Origin of the sequence: Streptomyces odontomachicola (genome assembly GCF_039605595.1) — a bacterium.
In the GTDB taxonomy this organism is placed as follows: domain Bacteria; phylum Actinomycetota; class Actinomycetes; order Streptomycetales; family Streptomycetaceae; genus Streptomyces.
Window position 1 is genome coordinate 26,025 of record NZ_JBCFOK010000008.1, and the last position, 20,423, is coordinate 46,447.

General features: G+C 73.0%; 19 protein-coding genes. 7 read left to right on the forward strand and 12 right to left on the reverse strand.

From position 1 onward, the window contains the following. Positions 1–9 precede the first annotated feature (9 nt). A complete protein-coding gene (locus tag ABEE00_RS16400) occupies positions 10–819 on the forward strand; it encodes a DUF6227 family protein (RefSeq protein WP_345746238.1) in 810 nt (269 codons plus the stop codon). Between the two features lie 183 nt (positions 820–1,002). Further along, positions 1,003–2,265, forward strand: coding sequence for a transglycosylase family protein (locus ABEE00_RS16405; protein WP_345746239.1), 1,263 nt, complete (start codon positions 1,003–1,005; stop codon positions 2,263–2,265). Here the strand turns inward: ABEE00_RS16405 and ABEE00_RS16410 are convergent. From ABEE00_RS16410 to ABEE00_RS16435, 6 genes are all read right to left on the reverse strand, one after another. After that, positions 2,235–2,540 (reverse strand): DUF6343 family protein, encoded by a 306-nt coding sequence (locus ABEE00_RS16410; protein ID WP_345746240.1) that lies wholly within the window; start codon positions 2,538–2,540, stop codon positions 2,235–2,237. The genes ABEE00_RS16405 and ABEE00_RS16410 overlap by 31 nt on opposite strands. 144 nt (positions 2,541–2,684) lie before the next feature. After that, the gene (locus ABEE00_RS16415) at positions 2,685–3,350 is read right to left on the reverse strand and encodes an ABC transporter ATP-binding protein (protein WP_345746241.1); all 666 of its coding nucleotides are present in this window, start codon (positions 3,348–3,350) and stop codon (positions 2,685–2,687) included. Continuing rightward, on the reverse strand, positions 3,343–4,377 hold the full coding sequence (locus ABEE00_RS16420) for an ABC transporter ATP-binding protein (RefSeq protein ID WP_345746484.1): 1,035 nt from the start codon (positions 4,375–4,377) through the stop codon (positions 3,343–3,345). Before ABEE00_RS16420 ends, ABEE00_RS16415 begins: the two co-directional genes overlap by 8 nt. A 107-nt stretch (positions 4,378–4,484) precedes the next feature. Further along, positions 4,485–5,378: an ABC transporter permease gene (locus ABEE00_RS16425; RefSeq protein ID WP_451918606.1), complete on the reverse strand. Its 894-nt coding sequence runs from the start codon at positions 5,376–5,378 to the stop codon at positions 4,485–4,487. An 83-nt stretch (positions 5,379–5,461) separates the two neighbouring features. Further along, positions 5,462–6,421 (reverse strand): ABC transporter permease, encoded by a 960-nt coding sequence (locus tag ABEE00_RS16430; RefSeq protein WP_345746486.1) that lies wholly within the window; start codon positions 6,419–6,421, stop codon positions 5,462–5,464. A 128-nt stretch (positions 6,422–6,549) separates the two neighbouring features. Continuing rightward, positions 6,550–8,142, reverse strand: coding sequence for an ABC transporter substrate-binding protein (locus tag ABEE00_RS16435; RefSeq protein WP_345746242.1), 1,593 nt, complete (start codon positions 8,140–8,142; stop codon positions 6,550–6,552). A gap of 295 nt (positions 8,143–8,437) precedes the next feature. Here ABEE00_RS16435 and ABEE00_RS16440 point away from each other — a divergent pair, with 295 nt between their 5' ends. The 4 genes from ABEE00_RS16440 (at position 8,438) to ABEE00_RS16455 (ending at position 13,128) form a co-directional block, all read left to right on the forward strand. Further along, positions 8,438–8,989, forward strand: a complete 552-nt coding sequence (locus ABEE00_RS16440; RefSeq protein ID WP_345746243.1) for a hemerythrin domain-containing protein — start codon at positions 8,438–8,440, stop codon at positions 8,987–8,989. Positions 8,990–9,379: 390 nt separating this feature from the next. Further along, complete coding sequence (locus ABEE00_RS16445; RefSeq protein ID WP_345746244.1) at positions 9,380–9,859, forward strand: DUF2267 domain-containing protein; 480 nt, start codon at positions 9,380–9,382, stop codon at positions 9,857–9,859. Between the two features lie 255 nt (positions 9,860–10,114). Further along, positions 10,115–10,939, forward strand: a complete 825-nt coding sequence (locus tag ABEE00_RS16450) for an SAM-dependent methyltransferase (protein WP_345746245.1) — start codon at positions 10,115–10,117, stop codon at positions 10,937–10,939. Next, positions 10,936–13,128, forward strand: a complete 2,193-nt coding sequence (locus tag ABEE00_RS16455; protein ID WP_345746246.1) for a putative bifunctional diguanylate cyclase/phosphodiesterase — start codon at positions 10,936–10,938, stop codon at positions 13,126–13,128. The genes ABEE00_RS16450 and ABEE00_RS16455 overlap by 4 nt, the downstream gene beginning before the upstream one ends. A gap of 20 nt (positions 13,129–13,148) precedes the next feature. On the opposite strand, the gene ABEE00_RS16460 is transcribed toward ABEE00_RS16455, so the two are convergent. Beyond that, positions 13,149–14,081 (reverse strand): alpha/beta hydrolase, encoded by a 933-nt coding sequence (locus ABEE00_RS16460; RefSeq protein WP_345746247.1) that lies wholly within the window; start codon positions 14,079–14,081, stop codon positions 13,149–13,151. Positions 14,082–14,987: 906 nt separating this feature from the next. On the opposite strand from ABEE00_RS16460, the gene ABEE00_RS16465 reads away from it, so the two are divergent. Then, on the forward strand, positions 14,988–16,199 hold the full coding sequence (locus ABEE00_RS16465; protein WP_345746248.1) for an acyl-CoA dehydrogenase family protein: 1,212 nt from the start codon (positions 14,988–14,990) through the stop codon (positions 16,197–16,199). A 104-nt stretch (positions 16,200–16,303) separates the two neighbouring features. Here ABEE00_RS16465 and ABEE00_RS16470 read toward each other — a convergent pair whose 3' ends face one another. The 5 genes from ABEE00_RS16470 to ABEE00_RS16490 form a co-directional block, all read right to left on the reverse strand. Beyond that, the gene (locus ABEE00_RS16470) at positions 16,304–16,873 is read right to left on the reverse strand and encodes a GAF domain-containing protein (protein ID WP_345746487.1); all 570 of its coding nucleotides are present in this window, start codon (positions 16,871–16,873) and stop codon (positions 16,304–16,306) included. Beyond that, a complete protein-coding gene (locus ABEE00_RS16475; protein WP_451918599.1) occupies positions 16,863–17,519 on the reverse strand; it encodes a GTP-binding protein in 657 nt (218 codons plus the stop codon). The genes ABEE00_RS16470 and ABEE00_RS16475 overlap by 11 nt, the downstream gene beginning before the upstream one ends. After that, positions 17,497–17,895 carry a DUF742 domain-containing protein gene (locus tag ABEE00_RS16480; protein ID WP_345746250.1) on the reverse strand — a complete coding sequence of 133 codons (399 nt, stop codon included), beginning with the start codon at positions 17,893–17,895 and terminating at the stop codon, positions 17,497–17,499. Before ABEE00_RS16480 ends, ABEE00_RS16475 begins: the two co-directional genes overlap by 23 nt. 4 nt (positions 17,896–17,899) lie before the next feature. After that, positions 17,900–18,316, reverse strand: coding sequence for a roadblock/LC7 domain-containing protein (locus tag ABEE00_RS16485; protein ID WP_345746251.1), 417 nt, complete (start codon positions 18,314–18,316; stop codon positions 17,900–17,902). 63 nt (positions 18,317–18,379) lie between these two features. Further along, on the reverse strand, positions 18,380–20,404 hold the full coding sequence (locus tag ABEE00_RS16490) for a sensor histidine kinase (protein WP_345746252.1): 2,025 nt from the start codon (positions 20,402–20,404) through the stop codon (positions 18,380–18,382). Positions 20,405–20,423: the final 19 nt, after the last annotated feature.

Sequence of the window (20,423 nt, forward strand, 5' to 3'; positions counted from 1 at the left end):
GTATCCGCGATGCGCGACGGACGTGAGGGGACGGAGCTGAGCCCTGTGCAGGCGCTGCACAGCCTGCTGGCCCGTTCCCGCAATCCGTTCGATGTCAGCGACGCCACGCTGGAGCGGTTGGAGCTCAGCGTCCTGCACGAGGCGGCGCCCGATCACGGCAGGCACGTCCCGCTGCCGGGCGATCCGCCGCGGCCCTGGTGGGGCTGCTTCCGCCATGTCTTCCTGCTCAGGGACGGCACCAGCGAACTGCTCTGGGAGCTGTGCTACGACGCGGGCCCCGGAGCCCTCGCCGACGACGGGGCGCCGGGCGGTCTGCAGTCCGAGGTGTACGAACGGGAGCACGAACTGCGCCGCGCCGAGCGGCGCGTGCCGGGACGCGGGGACGGCGCGGCCGGCGGCAGCGCCGGTGCGGGAGGCGGCCCGGGGGCCCAGCCGTTCGGGCTGGTCCCGCAGGCCGCGCGGCTCCCGCGGCAGCGCGGCTATTCGGAGCGCGGCTCGGCCGACCACGCGCGCAGGCTGCTGCGCCGCGCGGAGAACGCCGACCGGCCCGGAGAGGACGTGCTGCGGCGGCTGTCCACGGCGCAGGCGCACGAGATCATGCACGTGCCACGGCCGCACGCGCTCGTGCACGAGTGGCACGTGTGGTGCTCGGTGTACGAGCACGCCTTCCTGCTCGCCGACGGCAGCGAACTCAGCCTGTACGAGCTGGAGCACGACCTCACCGGGACCGGGCGGCTCGTGTGCGAGGTGTATCTGGAGGAGGCCATGGCGGACAAGGCCGTGCACCGGCACGCGAAGGACAACGGCTTCGAGGTGTGACGCCAGGCTTGTCCTGCCGACCCCGCTTTGCTCTCTTGTGACCTTCTCTCCCGTCCCCTTATCGTGAGCGGGCTCGACTGCAACTCCCCGCACCTTGGGACCACTTGTTCAGTCCGCTCGCCTGTCTCCGGCCGCCTCCGCTCGACCCGGGCCGGGGCCGGCCGACCCACGGAGGAACGGGCCATGCCAGCACGGGGCCGCCACCGACGCCATGAATCCGGTTCCTTAGCCCGGGTGTCCCTGCGCCTCACCGCCGGGGGTGCGGGCATCGCCATTCCGCTGGTCAGCGTGCACTTCGCGCAGGCCGCTCCGGAGGACACCTGGAGCAAGGTCGCGGCCTGCGAGAGCGGCAGCACATGGGACATCAACACGGGGAACGGGTTCTTCGGCGGGCTCCAGTTCACCGACTCCACCTGGCGGGCCTTCGGCGGCACGGCCTATGCGCCGCGCGCCGACCTCGCCTCCCGCGCGGAGCAGATCGCCGTCGCGGAGAAGGTGCTGCGCGAGCAGGGCCCGCGCGCCTGGCCCAACTGCGGGCCGCGAGCGGGGCTTTCGCGTACGGAGGCGGCACCCCGTACGGCAGCGGAGCCCCGTACGGCGGCGGCGCCCGCGCGGGAGCGGAAGGCCGATACCGGGCAGGAGGCGCACCGGAAGGACCGGCAGCGGGTCCGGCAGCAGGCCCGGCAGCAGGAGGAGCGCGCCGAGCGGGCGCGGCGGGCCACGGCCGACCGCGCGAAGCAGCGCACCACGTACGAGGTGGTCGGCGGCGACAGCCTCTCCGGGATCGCCGAGGCGCGGGACGTGGACGGCGGCTGGCGCGGGCTGTACGCGCGCAACCGCGCGGTCATCGGCGGCGACCCCGACCTGATCGTCCCCGGTCAGCGGCTGCGTCTGAAGGGCGGCGGCGAGCCGGCGAAGGCGGAGCCGAAGCCGAAGCATCAGTCGCAGGCTCAGCCGAAGGCGGAGAAGAAGCGTGAGCGGGCCGAGCACCCGGCGCGGTCCGCCGGGGCCAAGGCGCGGCAGGCGCCCGCGAGCGCGGCCGGCTTCACCGCGCCCGTGCACGGCGCCGGGATCGGCACGGGGTATCGCGTACCGGGCGGAAGCTGGTCCTCCGGCTATCACACGGGCATCGACTTCGCCGTGCCCACCGGCACCGCGGTACGGGCCGTCGGCCCCGGCAAGGTGGTGTCGGCCGGCTGGGCGGACGCGTACGGCTACCAGGTGGTGCTGCGGCACGCGGACGGCAAGTACAGCCAGTACGCGCACCTTTCGGCAATCGGCGTGCGGGCCGGGCAGCAGGTGGAGGGCGGACGCCGGCTCGGCCGCTCCGGCGCGACCGGCAATGTGACGGGCCCGCACCTGCACTTCGAGATCCGTACGGGGCCCGGCTACGGCTCCGACATCGACCCGGTGTCCTACCTGCGGGGGCGGGGCGTCTCGGTGTGACCGCCCCGCGCCTCCCGCCTGATGCGGCGCACCACGACGACGAGGTCGACCGCGGCGAACACCGTGAGCCCCGCGCAGATCAGGGCCAGGGCGCGCAGTGAACCGTCGCTGGGCGCGGTGTGCGGTCCCGCCCGCGCCGACCAGTACCAGAGCAGCAGGGTCCCGAGCGCGAACAACGGCACGAAGATCACCCCGAGCACATACCGCAACCGCAGATCACTCCGCGCAGTGACGGGCTCACCCCCACTCCGCACCCCCCGGATCGGGCCCTTCATACCTCCAGTGTCCCTCGCGGAGGGCAAGGCAGCATGGGCCGCACCACACCATGTTCCGCCGCAGCGGAAAGCGCCCGCAGCGGCACCGGTCGGCGGTTGCAGCGGGGCGTGCCACACGGCGTCGCCGGGCCTCGCGCCGAGCGCCTACAGACTCGCGTACTCCGTCAGGCGGCCGCACCAGCGGGACAGCAGGGTGCGGTCGTGGCCCACTGCCAGGAGGGACGCTCCTGTTGAGGCGCGGTAGGACTCCACCGCTGCGACCAGCGCCGCGCTCGTGGACGCGTCCAGCATCGCCGTCATCTCGTCGCACACCAGCATCCGCGGCCTGAGCACCAGCGCACGCGCCAGGCACGCGCGCTGCAGCTGGCCGTCGCTCACCTCGTGCGGGCGACGGCCCAGCAGATCGCCGCCGAGGCCCACGGTTTCGGCCAGTTCGCCGACCCGCTCCGGGATCTCCGCCGCGGGCCGCCGCGTCGCGCGCAGCGGCTCGGCGATGAGGTCGGTCAGCGTGAGCCGCGGGTCGGCCGCCATGCGCGGCTGCTGGAAGACCAGCCCCACCGCGGTGCGCTGCTCGCGCGGCGCCCGGTGCCGCCAGCCGCGCGCCGCCTCGCCCCCGATGCGTACCGTGCCCGCGTACGGGCGCAGCAGCAGTGCCGCGACCCGCGCGAGCGTGGACTTGCCGCAGCCCGAGGGGCCGAGCAGGCCCACCGACTCGCCCTCGGCCACGCTCAGCGAGACCTCGCGCAGCACCGGGTCGCGGCGGTCGTATCCGGCGGTGACGCCCGCCAGTTCGAGTACGGGCTCAGGCATGTGCGGAGTCCACGGGGTCGGTGGGATCGGCGGGCTCGGCTGCCCCAGACGGCTCGGACGCCCCGGTCGGGGCCGGCTCGACGGAGTGCGGGGACGGCGCGGCGACCGGCGCGCCCAGCGGGTGGTGGCAGGCCGCGCCGTCGGCCAGTTCGGGCGTCTCGGCGCAGGCCGCGTCCGCGCGCTCGCAGCGCGGCGCGAACGCGCAGCCGCCCGGCAGCGCGCCCAGCTCCGGCGGCATCCCGGGAATGGGCCGGAAGGACCGGTCGGGCAGCGCCTCCAGCAGGCCGCGCGCGTACGGATGCCGGGGCCCGGGCTCGCCGAAGAAGCCGGGCGCGCCCGCGAGTTCGACGATCCGCCCCGCGTACATGACGGCCACACGGTCGGCTATCCGCTCGGCCGCCGCGAGGTCGTGCGTGATGATCAGCAGGCCGCGCCCGCCGCCCGCGTGTTCGCGCAGCTCGTCCACCGTGCGCTCCACCAGATCGCGGTCGAGCCCCGTGGTGGGCTCGTCGGCGACCAGCAGCGGCGCCTCGCCGACCAGGGCGAGCGCGGTGGCGGCGCGCTGTGCCAGACCGCCCGACAGCTCGTGCGGATACCGGTCCAGGTGGTCGGCCGGGAACGCGGCGCGCTCGGCGGCGGCCGAGGTGGCCCGGTCGAGCCCGGCCCCTGCGGCGCCGGTCAGCTCCCGTACCGTCTCGCGGAGTTGGGAGCGCACCGTGCGCACGGGCGTCAGATGCGCGGCGGGGCTCTGCGGCACGAGACCGACACGGCGGCCCCGTACGCTGCGGGCGAGGGTCGGTTCGTCGGCGGCCAGCAGGTCCAGCGGCTCCCGCGCGCCGTCGCCTTCGTCCCCCGGGGAGATCGACGCGGAGCCCCTGACCTCCGCGTTGCCGGGCAGCAGCCCCAGCAGCGCGGACGCGAGCACGGACTTGCCGCAGCCGCTCTCGCCGACCAGCGCAAGGCACTCGCCCGGCGGGAGGTCGAAGGAGACGTCGGTGACGGCGGCGATGTGCGCGCCGTCCCGCATGCGGAAGCGCACCGACAGCCCGCGCACGGACAGCAGCGGAGCGGCAGACACGGCCGCGGCGCCCCCGGAAGCCCTCCCGGTCGCGGCGTCTGCGGAATCTGCGGTGGTCACAGCATCAGCTCCGATCGGCGGCGCGGATTGATCCGCTCACGCCACGCACCGGCCAGTCCGGCGACGGCGAGCGTGGGAACGATGATGAACAGGCCGGGGAAGAGCGTGGGCCACCAGTCGCCCGCGAGCAGCGTGCTGCGCGCGTCCTGGACCATGTTGCCGAGGCTCGCCTGGTGGGTGGGCAGCCCGAGCCCGAGGAAGGACAGCGCCGACTCGTGCCAGATGGCGTGCGGCACCATCAGCACGGCCGCGATCCCGGCCTGCGGCAGCACGCCGGGTACGAGGTGCCGCACCGCGACCCGCCAGCGCGAGGCCCCGCCGGAGACGGCCGCGTCGATGTAGGGCCGCGCCCGCAGGGACAGCACCTCGGCCCGTACGATCCGCGCGGTGGACAGCCAGTGGGTCAGGCCCACCGAGATCACCACGGGCCACACCCCGGGGCGGAACATCGCCACGATGAAGATGCCCAGCAGCAGGTGCGGCACCGAGGAGAAGACGTCCACGATCCGCATCACGATCCGGTCGGCGCGCCCGCCCAGACCGCCCGCGGCGGCGCCGACCGCGGTGCCGATCACCGTGGCCACCAGCGCGGCGACCACCCCCACGAGCAGCGAGACCCGCAGCCCGTACACGCAGCGCAGCAGCACGTCGCGGCCGTTGTCGTCGGTGCCGAACGGGTGCGCCGCCGACGGCGCCCTGAGCTTCGAGGCGAGGTCGACGGCCTGCTGGTCCAGCGGCATCAGCAGCGGTACGAGGACGACCGCGAGCACGATCACGGCGAGCAGCGCGGCGGAGACCCGCAGCCGCAGTGCCCGGGCGGAGCGGCGCCCCCCGGCGCCGCTCCGCCCGCCTGCCCGCGAGCGCCACTCCCCGGACCGCCCGCCGGGCAGGTCCTTGCGTTCTTCCGCGCGATGCGCCTCTTCGGCGCGCTCCCGCGCGGTCTCCGCCGGCGTCGTCACCTCTCCCGGTGCCGTCACATCTCCTCCAGGGACACGCGCGGGTCGGCCAGTCCGTACAGCAGGTCGGAGAGCAGGTTGCCGAGCAGTACGGCCGCCGTGGCCAGGGTCGTGAGCGCGGCCAGCAGCGGGAAGTCCACCGAGGTGGCTGCCTCCACAGTGGCCGAGGCGATGCCGGGCCAGCTGAACACGGTCTCCACCAGCAGCGCGCCGGTGATCAGTTCGGGCACCCGCGACCCGATGAGGGTGAGCACGGGGAGCAGCCCGGAGCGCAGCGCGTGCCCGAGCAGCACGGTGCGCTCCCGCAGCCCCCGCGCGCGTGCGCCCCGTACCGCGTCCTCCTCCAGCGCGTCGACGACGCCCTGGCGTACGTACAGGATGAACCACGGGAGCTGGGAGACCGCCAACACCACTGCGGGCAGCGTGAGATGGCTCAGCAGGGCGCCGGCCGTCACCACGTCGCTGCCGGTGTCGGTGAGCCCGCCGGCGGGCAGCACGCCCAGTTTCAGCGCGAAGAGCCAGACCCCGAGCAGCCCGAGCCAGAACGGGGGCGCCGCCTCCAGGGTGTACGCGGCCGAGGTGACCGCGCGGTCGAACCAGCCGCCCTGGCGCCGCGCCGCCGCGACGCCGAGCGCGGTGCCGCCGAGCACCGCGAGCCCGAAGCCCGCGGCGCACAGCAGGACCGACCAGCCGAGGCGTTCGCCGATGACCTGGGCGACGGGCTGGCGCAGCGCGGTGGAGTTCCCCAGGTCGCCCTGGAGCGCGTTGAGCACCCAGTGCCACCAGCGCTCGGGGAAGGGGCCGTCCACGTGCAGGTTCTGCCGGAGCTGGTCCAGCGTGTGCTGGGACGCGTTGAGCCCGGCCGAGCCCGCGTACTGCTGCACCGGGTCGAAGGGCGAGGCGGCGGCGACGGCGAACACTCCGAAGGTGACGGCCGCCAGCACGGGCACGGCGGCCAGCAGCCGCCGGCCCGCCAGCCTGGCCGCCGGACCCCAGCGGGATCGGCGGCCAGGCCCGGCTCCCGTGGGGGGCTCTTCGGCCTGCGGCGCTGAGGCGGCGGCCGGTCCGGGTGGCGCGGGTGGTGTCGCGGGCGGTGCTGCGGGTGTCACTTGGCGGGCTGCCAGTCCTGCACGTTCCACCAGGGGCCCGCGCCGATGCCGTGGTCGTGCGGCTCGACCTGGGTGGTCAGGTCCTTCCAGCCGCTGTTGAGCACGTAGACGTGGTCGATGTGGTCCAGGAAGACGTAGGCCGGGTCCTTCTTGAGCTCCTTCTGGACCTTCCCGTACGCCTTCTTGCGCTCACCCTTGTCGCGGCTGCGGCGGCCCTCGTCGAGCGCCTTGTCGACGTCGGCGTTGTCGTAGTGCGACATGTTGTTCCAGCCGCTGGCCTGCGAGGAGTGCAGCGCCGGGTAGAGGTCGAAGTCCGGGTCAGCGGGGAAGCCGTTGCCCGCGAGCATCGCGTCGTGCTTGAGCTTGGGCTGGATGACCTCGCGGCTGCCCGCCTGCACCTTGACGTCGATGCCGGCCTTCTTGGCGTCCGAGGCGAAGGCCAGCGCGTGGTCCTGGCGCAGCTTGTCGCCGGAGAAGTACCAGAGCGTGAACTTCGCGCGCCTGCCGTCCTTCTCGCGGATCCCGTCCTTGCCGGTCTTCCACCCCGCGTCGTCCAGCAGCCTCTTCGCGCCCGCCAGGTCGTGCGCCCGCTCCGTGCCCTTCTGGAACCAGGGGCTGTCGGTGGGCAGCGGCCCGTACGCGGGCTTCCCGGCGCCGTTCAGGATGGACTTGACCATCGCGCCGCGGTCCACGGCCATGTCGAGGGCGCGGCGCACCGACTTGTCGCCGGTGACGGGGTTGTCCTGGGGCAGTGTGACCGCGCGGTAGTCGGCGGTCTTGGCGTGCAGCGTCTCCTTGGCGTCGTCGCCCTTGAAGGGCTTGGCCAGGTTGGGCGGGAGGATCGCGCCGTCCAGGTCGCCGGAGCGCAGCCGTGTGGCGCGCACGTCGTCGTCCTCGATGACCGCGACGGTGAACTTCTTCACCGAGGGCTCGCCGCCCCAGTAGTGCGGATTGGCCTTGAAGCTGAGCTTCTCGCCCTTGCGCCAGGAGGTGAGGATGTACGGGCCCGTGCCGACCGGCTTGGTGTTGTAGGAGCCGGTGTTGGGGTTCTGGCCGCCCGCGTCCGCCTTGGAGGCGATGGGCTGCACGGTGCGCTCGGCGAAGGGCGCGTAGGGGTACTTGAGCTTGAAGACGACCTCGTGGTCGCCCTCGGCCTTCACGCTGTCCAGCGCGTCGAAGTCGCCCTTGGAGGCGTTGTTGGTCTTCTTGTCGAGGATGGTCTCGTAGGTGAAGACCACGTCCTTGGCCGTGAAGGGCTTGCCGTCGCTGAACTTCACGCCCTTGCGCAGCTTGTAGGTGTACGTCTTCCCGTCGCCGCTCACCTTCGGGAGTCCTGTGGCGAGCGCGGGCTTCAGCTTCATGTCGCCGTCGTGTCTGAGCAGCCCGTCGAAGATCTTCGAGTTGCCTTCCTTGCCGTACCCGAGCAGCGGGCTCAGGGTCTCCGGCTCCTGGGCGACACCCACCGTGACGGAGTCCGTACTCGCGCCGCCGGAGCCCTCGCCCCCCGGTGCGGAACAGGCCGCGGCTCCTGCGAGCACCGCGGCCGCCGTTCCCGTCGCGGTGAGCGTCCGTACCGTCCGGGCCGTCATTGCGTCCACACCCCTGCCAGCTTCTGAAGATCAAACGTTCTTGCGAAGACCTCGCAATTAAACCGCACAGGGGTCCCCCGCCGTCCACCTGCCCTCGGCACCCTTCACAGGCCCCACCCGTCGGTCACGGGCCGCACGACCTCCCTGGGCACGGTTGACACGGTCTCCCTGGGCGCGGTCGGCACGCCCTCCCTGGGTGCGGTCGACACGGCGCCGTTTCCGCCCCGGGGCCCCGGGTACTCCGGCGCCCTGCACATCCGCCCGTACCCGAGCGCACATCCGAGGAGGGCCCGAAGTGGCCGACACCGAAGGCGATGTGGTGACCCTGCTGCTCAAGCAGCACGAACGCATCCGCGAGCTGTTCGACGAGGTGTTCCGGAGCGAGGGCAGCGCCCGCCGGGACGCGTTCCAGCACCTGGTGCGCACGCTCACGGTGCACGAGACGGCGGAGGAGGAGATCGTCCACCCCTACGCGCGCAAGCACCTCGACAAGGGCGGCGCCGTCGTGGAGCGGCGCCTGGACGAGGAGAAGGAGGCGAAGGAGTCGCTGGCCTCGCTGGAGCGGCTCGACCCGCACGACCCGGACTTCCTGGACAGGCTGGAGTCGCTGCGCGACGCGGTGCTGGCGCACGCGGCGTCGGAGGAGAAGGAGGAGTTCGCCTGCCTCCAGGAGGTGACCGACCAGCGGGAGCGCCGGGCGCTCGCCGCGGGCATGCGGGCCGCCGAGGCCCTGGCCCCCACCCACCCACGCCCCGGCACCGAGTCGGCCGCGGGGAACGCGGCGCTGGGCCCGCTCGCCGCGGTCGCCGACCGCACGCGCGACGCGGTGCGGTCCGCGATGAAGTGAGCCCGGCGACGTGAGGCCGATGAAGCGCGGACGATGAAGCGCGGGCGCGGTGACACGCGCTGAGCGGTCGTACGCGCTGAGCAGTCATAAGCACGGAGCGGTCATAAGCACGGAGCGGTCATACGCACCGAGACGCAGTGCCATGCCGTGAGATGCGGCGAGGGGCACTGCGCGGACACCGGGGCGCCGGAGTGGTTCCGGCGCCCCTTCGCGTGGCCGCGCCACGGATTCCGGATACCTCCCGCCACCGCTTCCGCGGCGGCTTCCGTGCGCCGATTCCAGCCACGTGGAGTGACCGGATCATCACCACCACCCGTTCGTTTTCAGCCACAGAAACGCGCCCATACACCGGGCCCTGCCGGGGCACCCGCACCGCGGAGGTGACCGACGATGCGTTACGAGGAGCTGACCGGCCGGATCCAGGAGCGCGCGGGGCTGCCCGACCGGCAGGCGGCCGAACGCGCCCTGCGCGCCACCCTGGAGACGCTGGCCGAACGCGTGCCGGACGGGGTCGCCGACCATCTCGCGGCCCAGCTCCCCGCGGAGGCCGGCGACACCCTGCGCAGGGTGGTGGCCGCGCACGAGAGCGCGCCGCTGCGGCGCGCGGAGTCCCGCGACCACGGCGAGCGCTTCGGCCTGACCTCCTTCGCCGGGCGGGTGGCCTGGCGCGCGGCCACCACGGACGACCAGGCCATCCGTGACGCGGCCGCGGTGCTGGAGGTCCTGGACGCGGCCGTCGCGCCGGAGCTGATGGACAAGCTCGGCGGCGTACTCCCGCAGGACATCAGGGAGTTGCTGCCCTCCACTCGCGCCGACGCGCGCGCGAACGCGGCGGAGGAGACCGACGGAATCCGGAAGGAAAATGCCTGAGGCACACCTGATGCGCGGAAGCCCACCGCACCCCGAGGCGGCCGGGTTCCGCAACTCGCCCCGCACGTACCGTTTCTGACAGCTCGGCGCGGCGGTGCGGGGCGTGCCGGTGTGGTATGCCCCGGTACTTCCGGAACGAGCTGACAAGATCCGGCCGTAGACTTCCGGATTCCTTCCTCCGGCCGCTTCCGGGTCAGTAGCCTCATGTCCCGACGGGAGACCGCCGCGAGTTGAACGAAGCCTGGAGACCTCTGCATGGAACGTCCCGCCTGGGCACCACAGGGCATAGATCTGAACGTGCCGAGCGTGTCCCGTATGTACGACTTCTACCTGGGCGGTTCGCACAACTTCGAGGTGGACAGGGCGGCGGCGCGGCGGGCCATCGACGCCTGGCCGGGACTCCCGAAGATCATGCAGGCGAACCGCGCCTTCATGCGGCGCGCCATCCGCTTCGCCGTCTCGCAGGGCGTCACCCAGTTCCTCGACATCGGCTCCGGCATCCCCACGTTCGGCAACGTGCACGAGGTCGCGCAGTCCGTGCACCCCGACGCGCGGGTGGTGTACGTGGACAACGACCCGGTCGCCGTGGCGCACAGCAGGGCCGTGCTGGAGGGCGACGCGAGCACCGACATCGTGTCGGCCGACTTCCGTTCGCCGCAGGACATCCTGTGCAGCGCCGAGGTGGAGCGGGTAATCGACCTGCAGCAGCCCGTGGCGCTGATGCTGGTGGCGCTGCTGCACTTCGTCGAGGACAAGGACGACCCCTGGAAGACCGTCAGGGAGCTGGCCGACGCGCTGGCGCCCGGCAGCCTCCTGGTGCTCACGCACGCCTCGACCGAGGGCGGCCCGCGGCGCGACGGCACCGGCGTGCAGGAGGTCTACAGCTCGGCGAGCGCACCGCTGGTGCTGCGCTCGCCGGCGCAGATCACGCAGTTCTTCGAGGAGTTCGCGCTCCTCGACCCCGGTCTCGTGCCGCTGCCCCACTGGCGGCCGGACGCACCGCCCGAGCAGGAGGACCCCGTGGTGTTCAGCGGTTTTGCCGGAGTCGGCCGCAAGGCGGACCAGAGGCACGCGGGGTGAACTCCGCCCCGGACGAGCACGAGAGGCTCGAGCGCGCCCCCGCTGACCACGACGGCCTGCGCCGCTTCGCGACCATCTGGAGCCGCGCCGTCTACCCGGCCACCCAGACCTCCATGACCCGCGCCGAACTCGCGGACTTCCTCTACCCGCTGGCCTGCCGGCTCAGCGAGGCGCTGCACGCCCGCCCGTTCACCCCTGCCGTGGGCCGCGAGGTGGGCGCCGCACTGGTGGACGCGCACTGCACCAGCCCGGACGCGCTCCCGCAGCTCCTCGGCGTCATCGACTCCTACCTGGTGCTGTACGGCGCCCCGCGGGACGGCGCGCACGCGCTGCCCGCCGACGAGGCGAGGGCGCGCTGCTCGCGGCTCCAGCACGCGATGTCGGCCGGCTTCGCCAAGGCGCTCAGGGACCGCACGCTGGCCGAGCAGGAGGCGCTCTCGCGCGCCGCGCTGGCCGCGCAGACCGCGGTCGAGGAGGCGCTGCACGCGAGCGAGACGCGGTTCCGCGCGGTCTTCAAGGACGCCACCATCGGCATCGGGATCGCCGACATGGACGGCCGGATCCTGGACGCCAACGGCGCGCTGGCCCGCATGTTCGGCCGCTCCGAAGAGGAGATGCGGCGCCGCAACGTGCACGACTGGGTGCACCCCGAGGACGCGCCGGAAGTATGGCGCATGCACCGCGAGCTGGTACGGGGCGAGCGCGACCACCTCCGCGTCGACAAGCCCTACCAGCGCCCCGACGGCACCGTCCTGTGGACCAACCTCACCATGTCGCTGCTCCGCGACGCGGAGGGAGCGCCGCGCTATCAGCTCGCGCTCATGGAGGACATCACCGAGCGCCGCCTGCTGCACCTGCGCCTGCGGTACGAGGCCACCCACGACGAGCTGACCGGACTGCCCAACAGGACGCTGTTCGCCGAGCGCCTGGAGCGGATCCTCTCCTCCGGGAGCGAGGTCGGCAGGTTCGGGCTGTGCTATCTGGACATCGACGGCTTCAAGGCGGTCAACGACAGCCTCGGGCACGCCGTGGGCGACCAGTTGCTGATCTCGGTGGCCGAGCGCCTGCAGTCGATAGCCGCCGCGCCGGGCCACCTGGTCGCGCGGATCGGCGGGGACGAGTTCGTCGCGCTGGTCGCCGACCCCGCGAAGGACGAGGTCACCGAGCTGGCCCGGCAGGCACTCGCCGCGCTGGCCACCCCGATCACCGTGGACGGCCGCGACCTGTCCGTACGGGCGAGCATCGGCATCGTGGAGGGCGCCAGCGGCGAGCTGCGCCCCGAAGAGGTCCTGCGCAGCGCGGACATCACGATGTACAGGGCGAAGGACTCCGGCGGCAACCGCTACGAGCTGGCCGACCCCGACTCCGACGCGCGCGCCATAGACCGGCACAGCCTCACCAACCACCTGCCCGCGGCGCTGGAGCGCGACGAGTTCTTCCTGGAGTACCAGCCGCTGATCCGCATGAGCGACGGCCGGGTCGACGGCGCCGAGGCCCTGGTGCGCTGGGAGCACCCGGTGCACGGCAGGCTCGGCCCCGACCGCTTCATCCCCCTCGCCGAACACACCGGGCTGATCGTCCCGTTGGGCCGCTGGGTGCTGGAGCAGGCGGTGCGCCAGGCGTGCGCGTGGCACGAGCTGCTGGGCGGCGCGGACGACCCCGGCGCGAAGGAGCGCCCCCTGCGGGTCAACGTCAACCTCTCGCCGCGCCAGCTCCATCACCCGGACCTGGTGCAGGACACCGTGGCCGTGCTGGACGCGGCGGGCGTCGACCCCTCCTCGCTGTGCCTGGAGGTCACCGAGAGCGCGCTGATAGGGGCCGACGAGGACGAGCTCAAGCCGCTGTGGCAACTCGCCGAGATGGGCGTGGACATCGCCCTCGACGACTTCGGCACCGGCTATTCCAACCTGGCCAACCTCCGCAAGCTGCCCGCCACCACGCTCAAGCTGGACCGCTCCTTCACCCAGGGCCTCCAGCGCCATCCGGCCGACCCCGTGGACGTGACCTTCGTGGAGGGCATCGTGTCCCTCGCGCACGCGCTGGGCCTCGCCGTGACGGTCGAGGGCGTGGAGACGGAGCACCAGGCGGACAAGCTGCGCGACCTGGGCTGCGACACCGCCCAGGGCTGGTATTACGCCCGCCCCACGGGAGCATCCGACTTCGCGCAGGAGTGGGCTTCACCGGCGTGATCCTGTGAACACCGCGGCCCTCACACCTGCGCGCTGATCCACCCCAGGAGGTCGGTCCGCACCTCGTCCCTGTTGGTCTCGTTGAGGATCTCGTGCCGCGCTCCGGCGTACGCCCGCCAGGACAGCTCGCGCACGCCCACGTACCGCAGGTCCTCCAGGAGCTCGTACACCAGCGTCATGCCCTGGTTGCACGGGTCCTGGTCGCCGACGGCGATGTGTACGGGCAGATCGCGCGGGATCCGGGCGAGCTGCGCCGGGTCGTTGATCTTGCGGTTGCCCGTCACCCAGTCCAGCGAGAGCCCGGCACTGAACGGGAAGCCGCACGCCTCGTCCCGCACGTACGCATCGACCTCGTCCTCGTCCCTGGACAGCCATTCGAAGCCGGTGCGGTGCGGGTAGGGGTCGTTGAAGGAGGAGAAGAGGTCGGGCACGAAGCCCGAGACGGCGTCCCGGCCGCCGCGCTCGATCTCGCCCTCGAGGCGCCGCAGATCGGTCTCCGCCTCGCTTCCGGGCAGCGTACGGAAGGTGCCGGAGAGCACCAGCGCGGCCAGCTCGTCCCCGTACTCCTGGGCGAAGTCGCGGGCGAGCTGCGAGCCCATGCTGTGTCCGAGCAGCACCAGCGGCGTACCGGCGGGCAGTTCGGCGCGCAGCCGGTCGCCCACGGCCTTGAGGTCGTCCACGGTGGCGCGCCAGCCGCTCTCCCCCACCACGCCGTAGCCGCCGGTGTGCCGGGCCGTGCCGCCGTGGCCGCGGTGGTCGGAGGCGACGACGGCGAAGCCGTGCCCGGTGAGGAAGCGCGCGAAGGCGTCGTAGCGCTGGGCGTGTTCGGCGGCCCCGTGCGCGATCTGCACCAGCGCGCGGGGAGTTCCCGAGGGCAACCACGCGTAGGTGGCCACCGGGGTGCCGTCGCCCGCCGTACTGAAGTCCTGCCGCGCGCCCGTGTCCTCGGCCACTTCGCCCGCCTCTCTCCGCTGGTCAGCCGGTCGCGGCGGACGACTGGCCCGCCGCGGGCAACCGTAACGGCAGCCACCGCTCGCGGGAAGCAGGTGCACGCCGGGCGAGGCCGGGGAGCCGGCCGACGGGGCGGGGCGCCGGAGGCGCGGGCCGGACGCGCGGCCGGACGGACCGTGCCGGTCCCGCCGGAGCCCCGCATACGGTACGGCGGCCCCGCGGCTGGCCGCGGCGCTGAGGGTCACGGGGCCGCCTGCCGGGGTACCGGGACCCCCGTACGCCCCAACTCCCCTTCCGCGCAAGGGAGTACGGCCACTACCGCGCCTGTCCCGGGCGTGCGGACGGGGTGCCGATGAACGACCGTGCGCTGCGTGCGCCGGATCGCCGTTGTTCGGACGGTTGCGCGGCAGAACATTTCACTACCCCCTTTGACCGGATCCGAAAAGGCGCCCCCACGGCCGCGCATTCCGGAGCACCCTGGGAAAACCGGGCCGTGCGGCTCCGGAAAGCGGTGTGACGCCCGGGATGCGCTCCGTACTCCGCGGAACGCAACAGGAGCGCCAGGAGCATTCAACGGCTCCGCACAGATACCCCCACCACAGGGCTCACAGCGAAGCGGAAGCATCCGCACGAACTCCACACCTCCGCGCGGTAGTTCGGCTATGCCACTGGGTAATGCTGCTGGGGTACCTCACAGGGTCAACGCAAGAACATCTCCATCCCCCGCTCTGCACGGGCCACCGAAGATTGCAAGCGAGAGCGAATCGCCGAAAGCCCCGGATCGATCTTGAACTATCGGCGAGGCTGAACCCCTCGTTGCCCTCGGCCACAGCAGGGACGGGACCGCTACCGAGGCTCGCCCGCGCCGGGCGGCCAAGCGGGAAGCAACCGCGGAGGAGGGCTCGTCAATGGATCGGTACTTCACGGACCACCGCCACGAGAGGCTGCGCGCGGCCGTGAGAGATTTCGCGGAGCGCGAGGTCAGGCCGCGGATAGCGGAGATGGAGGCGGCCCGTTCCGTGTCCCTGGGGCTCTCCAGGATGATCGCCAGGCAGGGCTGGATCGGGGCCACCGTGCCCCGCGCCTACGGGGGCATGGGCGCGGGCCACCTGGCCAAGACCGTCATCATCGAGGAGCTCTCGAGGGTGAGCGGCGCGATGGGTGCCATGGTGCAGGCGTCGCAGCTCGGCGTCGCCAAGATTCTTCACTACGGCAACGAGGAACAGAAGAAGGGCTGGCTGCCCGCAATTGCCTCCGGCGACTGCCTCCCGACCATAGCGGTGACAGAGCCCGGCTCCGGCGGGCACGTGCTCGGCATGACGAGTTCCGCCGTGCGCGACGGCGACAGCTACATCCTCAACGGCAGCAAGGTGTACGTGGGCAACAGCCATGTCGGCGATCTGCACGGCGTGGTCGTCCGCACGGGCCCCGGCTCCAAGGGGCTCTCCGCTTTCCTGGTGGAATCCGGCCGCCCCGGCTGTCATCTGACGGAGCAGCGCCCCTCCATGGGCCTGCACGGATTCAGCTTCGGCGAGCTCGTCTTCGACGACTGCCGCGTTCCCGCGGCGAATCTGCTCGGCTCCGAGGGCGACGGGCTGTCCGTCGCGTACTCCTCCAGCGTCCTGTACGGACGGGCCAACCTGGCCGCCGTCTCGCTCGGCATCCACCGCGCGATTCTGGAGGAGACCACCGCCTTCTGCGCCGAACGGCAGCGCTACGGCGCCCCGTTGGCCGACCTCGGCGCGGTGAAGCTGAAGCTGGGTCAGATGCAGTCCCGCCTGATGACCGCGCGGCTCGCGCTCTACCACGCGGCGCGGCTGCTGGACGAGGGCCAGCCCTGCGACGCCGAGCTGATGAACGCCAAGCTGGTGAACGTGGAGTACACCCTCGACTCGGCGCGCGAGGCGATGGAACTGCACGCCGGCTGCGGCCTGTTCACCGACCGCCCCGTGGAGCGCTATCTCCGCGACGCGCACCACATCTTCGCCCCCGCCGGCACCTCCGACATCCAGCGGCTCCGGCTGGGCGAGGTGGCCCTCGGCAAGGCGAAGGGCTCCTGGTCGCACCGGCTCTCCGCGCTGGTGCGGACCGAGGAGCCCAGCCCCGCCCTGCTGTCCTGAGCAGCTCTGCTGTCCTGAGCAATCCTGCCGTCCTGAGCAATCCTGCCGTCCTGAGCACACCGGCACCGCGCGCCGCGGGACCCCACACCGCGGCGCCCGGCACCTCAGGCTCCGTCGCGCTCCCGGCGGTGGATGCGCTCCACCATGTCGGCGGCCATCGACTTGATCGTCTCCAGGCCCTGCCGGCCCCACGGCCGCGCCTCCTGGTCCACCACGCACACCGTGCCCAGCGCCATGCCCGTGTGGTCTATGAGCGGCGCGCCCAGATACGAGCGGATGCCGATCTCGTCCACCACGGGGTTCCCGGCGAACCGCGGATAGTCGCACACGTCCTCCAGCACCAGCGCCTTGCGCCGCACGATCACGTGCGGGCAGTAGCCGTGGTCCCGCGCCATCACCCGCCCGGGCTGCGCGGGCGCCGGGGCCGTGGGGTCCAGCTCGACGGCCTGGTCGCTGCCGGGCGTGTAGAGCCCGGCGAAGTACTGGCGGTGCTCGTCGATGAAGTTGACCATCGCGTACGGCGCTCCGGTGATCCGCGCCAGCTCCCGCGCGAACTCGTCGAACTCGGCGACCGGAGCGTCCCCGATCCCCAGCTCCCGCAGGCGCACGACCCTGTTGGGCGCCTCCGCGTCCTCGGGGGTCAGAAGCAGGTGGCTGGTGGGGTCAAAGGACATCGGGGCCATGAGCACTCCTTGAGTCGATCAGATGCTGTACCAGGGAAACCAGGACCTGGGTGCCGGAGCTCGCGTGCCGGGCGTCGCAGCACACCACCGGCACCTCGGGTTTGAGGTCTATGGCGGCCCGCACCTCGTCCGGGTCGTACCGGAACGAGCCGTCGAACTCGTTGACCGCCACGATGAATCCGATGCCGCGCCGCTCGAAGAAGTCGACGGCGGCGAAGCAGTGTTCCAGGCGCCGGGTGTCGGCGAGCACCACGGCGCCCAGCGCGCCCGAGCACAGCTCGTCCCACATGAACCAGAAGCGCTCCTGGCCCGGCGTGCCGAAGAGGTAGAGCACGTGGTCGGGGCTGAGGCTGATCCGCCCGAAGTCCATGGCGACGGTGGTGGTGGACTTGTCCTCCACGCCCTCCAGGCTGTCGGTGCCGACGCTCACCTGGGTCAGCAGCTCCTCGGTGCTGAGCGGTTCGATCTCGCTCACCGCGCCGACCAGCGTCGTCTTGCCCACCCCGAAGCCGCCCGCGATGAGGATCTTCAGTGCGGTCGGAAAGGGATCGGGATCCGCGCCGTGCGCCTGAGCGTGCACGCCGCCGGGCTCCGCACCCCCGTGCGGCAGCGTCTCAGAGTCGTTTACGGAGCCCATCCAGCACCGCCTCCAGCAGGTCTCGGTCGTTCGGATTCGGCCCCAGCGGCGCGCGCGCCGGTGCCCGTGCCGTCACGGCGCCGCAGTCCACCAGGTCGGACAGCAGCACCTTGGTCACCACGGCGGGCTGGCGTATCTGTGCGGCGAGCTCCGCCACCGAGACCGGGGGGCCGCCGCACAGGCCCAGCACCTGGTTGTGGTCGGGGCCGAGATAGCCCTGCGGCCGACTGCCGGTGGCCATCACCAGCGTCAGCAGATCGAAGTGCGCCGAGGGCTGGGTGCGTCCGTTGCTCACCGTGTACGGGCGGACCAGCCTTCCCGCCTGGTCGTCCAGCCACGGTCCCTCGACGGGCCCCTCCGCGGGGTCGGTCCGCATGGCCTCAGTGCCCTGCCGGCTGCCTGGCCGGCGTGGCGAGATACGGCCGCACGCTCTTCACCAGCATCGCCATCTCGTACCCGAGCACGGCGGCGTCCGCGTCCCGGCCCGCCGTGACGGCCAGGCAGGCGCCCTGCCCCGCGGTGGAGACGAAGAGCAGCGAGCTGTCCAGCTCCACCACGACCTGCCGCACCTCACCGCCCTCCCCGAGCCGCACGCCCGCGCTGCGGGCCAGCGAGTAGAGGCCGGAGGAGAGGGCCGCCATGTGGTCGGCCGTGTCGGGCTCCAGGCCGTGCGCCGACTTCACCAGTCCGTCCGAGGACAGCAGGATGGCGCTGTGCGTGTGCGGCACGCGCTGCACGAGTCCGGACAGCAGCCAGGAGAGGTCTGTCGGCTGGCCGATGGGCGCTTCGCTCATCATGATCGCGTTCTTCTCCTTGGGGGGACGTGGCCGCACCGCGGCGGGGCCGCTCTGGGGGCCGCACTACTGGTCCTGCCGGGCGCCGGACTGCGGGCCGGCCCCTCGGCCCTCGTTGCCTTCGGCTTCCTCGGCGAGGCTGGTACCCCGCCGGAACGCCGCCATCAGACCGGGGTCGTGCCCGGCTTCCTCGTCGTCCCGGCCGGCGCCGCTCCAGTCGCGGCGGGGCGGGTCCCGCAGCTCCGGCACCAGGTGCTCCTGGCGGCGGCGCTTGGGCAGCCGCGGCCGCTCGCTGTTGGGCACGCCGTCACCGGGTCCCGGGAGGTGGCCGGGGTCGGCCTCGTGGCCCTCGGGCCCGTCGACCGCGGGGGGCTCGCTGTCCGCGCGCACGAAGGTACGGGTCCCCTCCTGCCCGTTCCCGTGCTGCACCGGCTGCGCCTGCTGGGGCGCCTGCTGCGGCACGGCGGACCGGTGTGCGGATATGGACGACTGCGCCTGAGCGGGTACGGGGGCCGGCACCGGCCCCTGGCCGGGAGCCGCGCCGTGGCCCGGCGGCGCGGGCGCGGGGGCCGGGCGCTGTCCGCCGCCCGCCGGACCGCTGCCGGCCGAACCGCCGCCCGCGCCACCGCCGTTCTGCTCCGGGTGCGCGCGGGCGAGGTGTCCGCCGCCGGCCACGGCCTCCTGCACCGCCGCCTCCGGCACGCGGCCCGTCTCCTGCGGGTGCGCCGACTGCTGCGGGTGCGGGCGCCTGGCGCCCTCGCCGTCCTCGGGCTCGTCGCCGAGCAGGCCGCTGGGCAGGACGAGCACGGCCTGGATGCCGCCGTAGATGTTGCTCTGGAGCTGCACCACGACGCCGTGCCTGCGGGCCAGCGCGGAGACCACGAACAGGCCGATCCTGCCGTCCTGGAGCAGCTCGCCCACGTCGATGCGCTCGGGGTCGGAGAGCACCGCGTTCATGCGGTTCTGCTCGACGGCCGTCATGCCCAGGCCGCGGTCCTCGACCTCGATGGCCAGCCCGGCCGTCACGTACTGGGCGCGCATCAGCACCTGGGTCTGCGGGGCGGAGAACACCGTGGCGTTCTCCACGAGTTCGGCCAGCAGGTGGATGACGTCGGCGACGGCGTGCCCGCGCAGCGTGCCCTCGACCGGCGGGACCAGCTTCACCCGCGGGTACTGCTCGACCTCCGCGATCGCCGAGCGCAGCACCTCGGTCATGGTGACCGGGCGGCTCCACTGGCGGCGGGAGACGGCGCCGCCGAGCACCGCGAGGTTCTCGGCGTGCCGACGGATGCGGGTGGCCAGGTGGTCCACGTGGAAGAGGCCCTTGAGCAGGTCGGGGTCCTCGACCTCGTTCTCCAGCTCGTCGAGCAGCTCGATCTCGCGGTGGACGAGGGACTGGAGCCTGCGCGCGAGGTTCACGAAGACCTCGACCTTCTCGTCGCTGCCGGACGAGGTGCTGCGCATCAGCGCCGCGGTCTCGGTCACGGCCGCCTCGGCGGCGCGCTGGGAGAGGGTCAGCTCATGGGCGAGCAGCTCCAGCGCGTCGGCGTCGGCCGAGGGTTCGGGCAGCGGGGGGTGCTGCCGTGCGCGCGGCCGCTCGCCCTGCTCCAGCATCCGTACGAGGCCGCGGATGTCGGTCTGGCCGCGGTCCACGGCGCGCCGCAGCGAGGCGTAGCGCTCGACCGTGCCGCGCGCCTCGGAGGTGGCGAACATCGAGGCGGTGACCACGGTGGCGCACATCAGCAGGAGGGCGCCGGCGAGCACGCTCCACAGCACGGCGCCGTCGCCATTGGCGGAGGGCGCGCCCGAGGCGTCGAGCGCTCCCTCGGAGGCCATCACATAGGCGACCACCCCCGCGGCTATGACGGCGACGATCCCGGCCGGCAGCACCGAGAGCCGTACGAGGCGGTGCCTGACGGCCGTGTCGCTGGGGCTCTCCGGGGTCGGCGCCCTGCCGTGCCGGCCCCGGCTGCCGTTGACCGAGGGGACGGCGGGCGGCGAGGGGGAGTCTCCGGCGCGCGGCCCGGAGGGGGAAGCGGGAGCGGATGGTCCCCTTCCTGTCTGCACCGCATGGCTCGGGGGTTCAGGCATCGGAATCCTCGGTCGTCTG

Excerpts from the sequence above, each read along its gene's own strand:
- ABEE00_RS16435 (WP_345746242.1), bottom strand. The coding sequence starts at position 8,142 with ATGACGGCCCGGACGGTACGGACGCTCACCGCGACGGGAACGGCGGCC.
- ABEE00_RS16475 (WP_451918599.1), bottom strand. The coding sequence starts at position 17,519 with ATGGGCTCCGTAAACGACTCTGAGACGCTGCCGCACGGGGGTGCGGAG.
- ABEE00_RS16445 (WP_345746244.1), top strand. The coding sequence starts at position 9,380 with ATGCGTTACGAGGAGCTGACCGGCCGGATCCAGGAGCGCGCGGGGCTG.
- ABEE00_RS16465 (WP_345746248.1), top strand. The coding sequence starts at position 14,988 with ATGGATCGGTACTTCACGGACCACCGCCACGAGAGGCTGCGCGCGGCC.
- ABEE00_RS16450 (WP_345746245.1), top strand. The coding sequence starts at position 10,115 with ATGGAACGTCCCGCCTGGGCACCACAGGGCATAGATCTGAACGTGCCG.
- ABEE00_RS16415 (WP_345746241.1), bottom strand. The coding sequence starts at position 3,350 with ATGCCTGAGCCCGTACTCGAACTGGCGGGCGTCACCGCCGGATACGAC.
- ABEE00_RS16480 (WP_345746250.1), bottom strand. The coding sequence starts at position 17,895 with ATGCGGACCGACCCCGCGGAGGGGCCCGTCGAGGGACCGTGGCTGGAC.
- ABEE00_RS16470 (WP_345746487.1), bottom strand. The coding sequence starts at position 16,873 with ATGTCCTTTGACCCCACCAGCCACCTGCTTCTGACCCCCGAGGACGCG.
- ABEE00_RS16410 (WP_345746240.1), bottom strand. The coding sequence starts at position 2,540 with ATGAAGGGCCCGATCCGGGGGGTGCGGAGTGGGGGTGAGCCCGTCACT.
- ABEE00_RS16400 (WP_345746238.1), top strand. The coding sequence starts at position 10 with ATGCGCGACGGACGTGAGGGGACGGAGCTGAGCCCTGTGCAGGCGCTG.
- ABEE00_RS16485 (WP_345746251.1), bottom strand. The coding sequence starts at position 18,316 with ATGATGAGCGAAGCGCCCATCGGCCAGCCGACAGACCTCTCCTGGCTG.
- ABEE00_RS16490 (WP_345746252.1), bottom strand. The coding sequence starts at position 20,404 with ATGCCTGAACCCCCGAGCCATGCGGTGCAGACAGGAAGGGGACCATCC.
- ABEE00_RS16420 (WP_345746484.1), bottom strand. The coding sequence starts at position 4,377 with ATGCGGGACGGCGCGCACATCGCCGCCGTCACCGACGTCTCCTTCGAC.
- ABEE00_RS16405 (WP_345746239.1), top strand. The coding sequence starts at position 1,003 with ATGCCAGCACGGGGCCGCCACCGACGCCATGAATCCGGTTCCTTAGCC.